The organism is Thioalkalivibrio sp. XN279 (assembly GCF_011089885.1).
In the GTDB taxonomy this organism is placed as follows: Bacteria; Pseudomonadota; Gammaproteobacteria; order Steroidobacterales; family XN24; genus XN24.
In genome coordinates this window covers 1-4,976 of sequence record NZ_JAANBD010000002.1, presented here as the reverse complement: position 1 = coordinate 4,976, position 4,976 = coordinate 1, and the positions used below count along the sequence as shown (strand labels likewise).

The 4,976-nt window shown below is 66.0% G+C and carries 4 protein-coding genes; 1 reads left to right on the top strand and 3 read right to left on the bottom strand.

All coding sequences use genetic code 11. The features are described from left to right. Positions 1–221: 221 nt before the first annotated feature. From G8346_RS00260 to G8346_RS00250, 3 genes are read right to left on the bottom strand one after another with little or no spacing between them, the layout of a single operon-like run. A complete protein-coding gene (locus G8346_RS00260) occupies positions 222–2,453 on the bottom strand; it encodes a PhnD/SsuA/transferrin family substrate-binding protein (RefSeq protein WP_166047039.1) in 2,232 nt (743 codons plus the stop codon). Next, on the bottom strand, positions 2,453–3,463 hold the full coding sequence (locus tag G8346_RS00255; RefSeq protein WP_166047037.1) for an ABC transporter substrate-binding protein: 1,011 nt from the start codon (positions 3,461–3,463) through the stop codon (positions 2,453–2,455). The genes G8346_RS00260 and G8346_RS00255 overlap by 1 nt, the downstream gene beginning before the upstream one ends. Continuing rightward, entirely contained in the window at positions 3,460–4,560 is a 1,101-nt protein-coding gene (locus tag G8346_RS00250) for a GGDEF domain-containing protein (RefSeq protein WP_166047035.1), read from the bottom strand. Before G8346_RS00250 ends, G8346_RS00255 begins: the two co-directional genes overlap by 4 nt. Before the next feature lie 258 nt (positions 4,561–4,818). On the opposite strand from G8346_RS00250, the gene G8346_RS00245 reads away from it, so the two are divergent. Continuing rightward, positions 4,819–4,976 (top strand): chemotaxis protein CheW (locus tag G8346_RS00245; RefSeq protein WP_206202503.1); only part of this gene is annotated, 158 nt, incomplete at its 3' end.

Genomic DNA, 4,976 nt, shown 5'->3' with positions numbered 1-4,976 from the left:
CCGTGTTCCGCATGGACGAATCAAAGACCGCTTACATCGCCCCGGCACGCGCCCCAGCCGCCAAGCCCAATGCCCCAGCCGCTAAGGCCAGGGCCGCCAAGCCGGCGCGGGCCGCTGCCACGGCGTAAGCCCGGACGCTGCCTGCCCGCACGATCTTGGCTGGTTCGATTTCCCGCAGCCGGGGCGCGCGGGTCGCCGCGGGTTTTACCGCGATCCCGGGTTCATTGCGCGACCGGGACTGAGAACCAGAAGCGGCTCCCGGCGCCGGGGATGCTGTCGAAGCCCATGTTTCCTCCCATGAGCTCGACGAGTTGCTTGCTGAGCGCAAGGCCCAGGCCGGTGCCGCCGAAAGCACGCGTGCTTGTTTCGTCGGCCTGCCGGAACGGCTTGAAGATTTCCGCCCGCACCTGGTCCGGCACTCCGACCCCGGTGTCCTGTACCGTGAAATGCAATGCGCTCTGCGCCGCTTCGGCGGACTGCATCAGTCGGACGCAAAGGTTTATCTCGCCTTCCTCGGTGAACTTCAAGGCGTTCTCGACCAGGGCCAGGAGCACCTGGCGGATCCGCGCCGCGTCCGCCGTCAGCTCCGTCGACTCGAGCTCGGCCGCGGCGTCGATCTCGAGCAGGAGCCCCTTGTCCACGCACCGGCCGCGGGCGAGGTCGACCACGGGATCCAGCACTTCCTTGACCCGGAACCGGACCGGCACCAGGTCCAGTCTCTCGCTCTCGAGTTTGCTGAAGTCCAGGATCCGGCTGATCATGCCGAGCAGCTCATCCGCGGATGCCAGGACCTGGTCAAGATATTTCTGTACACGCGTGTCGCTCGTGGCGCGCCTGGCCAGCGCTGCCATGCCGATGATCCCGTTCATTGGCGTGCGCAACTCGTGGCTCATGTTGGCGAGGAAGATGCTCTTGGCGCGATTGGCGACCTCGGCGGCTTCCTTGGCCAGGATGAGATCTGCAGTCCGCGCCCCCACGAGCGCCTCCAGGTGATCGCGATGCGCTTCCAGCGCGACTTCAGCCTCCTTGCGCCGAGTCACCTCCAGGTGGGTTCCGGCCATCCACTCGGGCTTGCCGTCCCGCGTCCAGCTGATCACGCGGCCGCGATCGAGGACCCAGACCCAGTGTCCGTCACGGTGCCTCATCCGCGCCTCGCACTCGTAGTGATCGACTTCGCCCGAGAAGTGCGCTTGCAGCGCAGCTTCCGACCTGGAGAGGTCTTCCGGGTGCGCGAAACTCATCCAGGTCTCGATACTGACGGGCTGCAGCTCTTCCAGCCGACAGCCGACGATGTCTGCCCAGCGCTCGTTGAAGCGGGTTTCTCCCGTCTGGACGTTCCACTCCCAGGTGCCGACATTGGTGCCCCAGATGACGCGGGCCAGGCGTTCATGATCCCGGGCCAGCTGCGATCTCGCCGTCCACAGGCGAATGCCCAGCGCGACGATCACCAGTGCCGCCAGCGCCAGGCTGACTATCCACCAGCGGTAGTGGCGCCAGAGATCGGCGCTGGTGATCGTCGGCAAGATCTCGAACGGCGGCAGGCGCAGCTCGCGCAACAGGTCTTCGACGATTGAGTAATCCCCGGGGATCCCGAAGCCATGGATGCCGATTGCCTCGGCCGTGGCCCCGTCCGCATCCAGGTCGAGCAGCGCGGCCGCCACCTGGCGGGCAAGGTCCGAATCACTGTGCGGCATGGCGGCCAGGGGCCACTCCGGATAGAGTCGCGTCGATGCCAGGAAGGGGAAGCCCGGCAGTTTCTGCGGATCAAGGACCTTGAGCGCGGCGGCGTCGAGCCGGCCCTCGCGCACCATGCTCTCGATCAACCCGGTGCGCACGAAGCCGGCCTCCGCTTGCCCGGAAATCACGGCCTCGACCACGGCGTCGTGGGGCATGCCGGTGAAGAGAAAGTCCCCGCGGTCAGGCCGTTTCAAGCCATGCGACAGCATTTCCCCGACCTGCATCTGGAACCCGCCGAGCGATGCCTCGCTGGCGGCTGCGATGCGCCGGCCATGAAGGTCGGCCAGCACCGACAACCGGGGATTGTCCGCGCGGGTGAAGATCACGCCGCCGAAGGCCTGTAACGGCGCGCCGCCCGCGTCACGAACCAGCGTGACGAGGGGCGAGGAAAGACCGCTCAGGCGGGAAAGCTGGATATAGTGACCGGGATTGGTGAGGACGAAATCGAGACGCCGTGCCGCAACGGCCTCGTTGAGCTCGACGTAGTAAAGCGGCTCGATCCTGAACTCGTACTCCGGCACGGCGGCACGCAAGTAGTCCTCGAGAGGGCGCCATTGCGCCGCCACCTGGGGATGCGGCCGGAACGCCAGGATGCCGATCGTCACCAGCTCTGCGCCCGAGGCGGACATGGCCCCGGCGGCCGACAACCAGCCGACGAGCAGCGCGCGCGCCAGGCGCGCCCGTCGGGGTCGCCGCCGTATCCATGCCGTGCCCATCACTGCTGTTCCAGGGCGGGGAGGAAACGATCATCGACCAGCCCGGCCAGGTCTACCCTGGAAGTGGGCAACAGGTCCCACGAGCTCATGAGCATTGCCAGTTCGCTGGCCGAGCGCAGCAGAGGCGCAGCTTCGCCGCTCAGCAGGCGGTGATTGTTCGCCGCATCCGGCAAAACCAGGCCACGGAACGTCCCGCTGACCTCGGCTGCGGGCAGTCGCAGGCGGGGCACCATGCGGTAAGCAGCATCCTGCGGATTGCGCTGGAAATGCTCCAGCGCGCGGAAGTGCGCCGCCACCAGGTGCCTCAATGCCTGCTTCCTCGACCCTTGCAACCGATCCGTGCGAACCGCCAGCACATCGACGATGCGATTCGGCGCCTGGCTGCTGTCGAACAGCACCGCGCCGCCCTGCGCTCGCAAGTGGCTGGACAGAGGCTCGTAGGTCACCAGCGCATCGACGAGCCCGATCTCCCATGCCGTCAGGTGCCGCGACGGCGGCAGGTTCACGGGAACGATATCGTCGAACCCAAGTCCTGCTTCCCGCAACGCCTTCTCCAGCATCAGCGCCCCGACGGCGCCGCGCTCATACCCGATCCGCATGCCCTTCAGACCGTTGGACATGTCAACACCCGGCCGTGCAATCACCACATCCGCGCCGGCGGACACGTTGAACACGAGGACCACCGTCAGCGGCACGCCGCGATGCCTTGCCGCCAGCACTTCGTCCAGCGTCAACGCAGCCGCGTCCACCTGTCCGGCCGCAAGCGCCTCGAGTGATTCGCCGGCATACGACTTCGGCACCAGCTCGACTTGTGCGGGGTCAAGCCATTGCAGTTCTCGTGCGATGAACATCAGCTCGTAACCCGGCCACACATGGGCGGCGACCCTGAGTGGTGGCGACTGCCCGCATCCGGGTGTACTCACAGCAACCAGCACCGCCAGCAATGCCAGCACCGCGCCAGTCAACCCACTCACCGCCGAGGCAGGCGGCCCTTCGTTGAAAACCTTCATGACCGGACGCAATTTCTACCTGCCTGTTTAGCCTCGTAAACGTTGCGGTCTGCGACCAGGATCAGCTCATCGTAGTGCGCCATCTCGGCCGTTTTCACCGCCACCCCTATGCTCGCGCTGCCGCGCCAACGGCCATGGCCCACCGGGACATCGAGTGCCCGGATTGCCTGCAGTACCTTCTCGGCCACCTGCAAGGCCCCCGCCAGGCCGGTGCGCGGGCAAACCACGAGGAACTCGTCACCACCCAGGCGGAACACCAGGTCGTCGTTGCGCAAGGCATCCCGGACGGTCACGGCGAACTCGACCAGCACGTGGTCGCCGGCATCGTGGCCATGGGTGTCGTTCACCGCCTTGAAGTGATCGGCGTCGAGCATCATGCACGCCAGCGCGTGATCGCCGGTACAGGACTCCTCCCACAGCGCGTCGAGCCTGGCCATGGCATGCCGCCGGTTGGGCAGGCCGGTCAGCACGTCGGTCAGGGACAGCACTTCGAGCTTGCGGTTCGCCTCGACCAGTGCGGAGGTTCGGCGTTGCACCCGCGCTTCCAGTTCCTGCGCCAGCTTGACGAGCTCGCGGTTGCGCTCAGAGACCTGTGCGAACAACCCGGAGAGTGCGGCCAGCAAGGGCTCTGTCGCCCCGGCACTCTCCGCCTCCTTGGTAGCGAAAGCTTCGGCCGGGCTCGCGCCGGCGGCGATCATGCCGAGCTGGGCGGCCATGTTCTGGTCCTGGCCAAGGATATGAAAAGCCAGCCAGTGCGTGAGGTAGTCAAGCAGGCGCATGGCGGCTTGCGCACTGTCACCCTGCAAGCCCGCCTGCAAAAGCGCCACTTCCTCGAGGAATCCCGCATGAGCCGCCTCGTGTGCCTGCAGGTGGCGCGGGTCGATCCCGGCGCGCGCCATGAGCGTCTCTTCCTCGCTGAAATGATGCTTGGCGTAGTCAGCCAGTTCGCCCAGCAGCGACTCGAGGTCGGCTTGGGTGAACTGGTTCTCGCCCAGCATATCGCCCAGCTCATTGATGAGCTGGACCAGGCGCTGGTGTTGTGAATCGACTTCGCCCAGGCCGGTGACGAAGTTCTGGTTCCACTTGAAGGCCGTCATACCGGGGGCTCGACTTGGTCGGTTCCAGGGTGTTTTTGCGCCAGGCGCTGCCGCGCACTCGGCAAGCAAGATGCTCCGTATATCGGCCGACCCCCGGGCATATTTAGCTTTCTTCGCCAAAATCACCGACGACCATCCTGGCGCTGCGTGTTCAACGCAGGGCTGATCGCCTCAAGATCCACGAGCTTCGGCCGACATGACGAGAACAGGGACGCCGCGACGAGGCGGTTTCCCGTTGGCCTACAGCGGAGCAATTGCATGGACGACCAGGAATCCCGGCCGATGGGGCCCGGAGCAGAAGAAGCGCGCGAGTACCTGACCTTTCGTCTCGGGCAGGAGGAGTACGGCCTGAACATCCTGAACGTGCAGGAAATCAGGGGCTACGACTCCGTCACCAAGATCGCCAACTCGCCCGC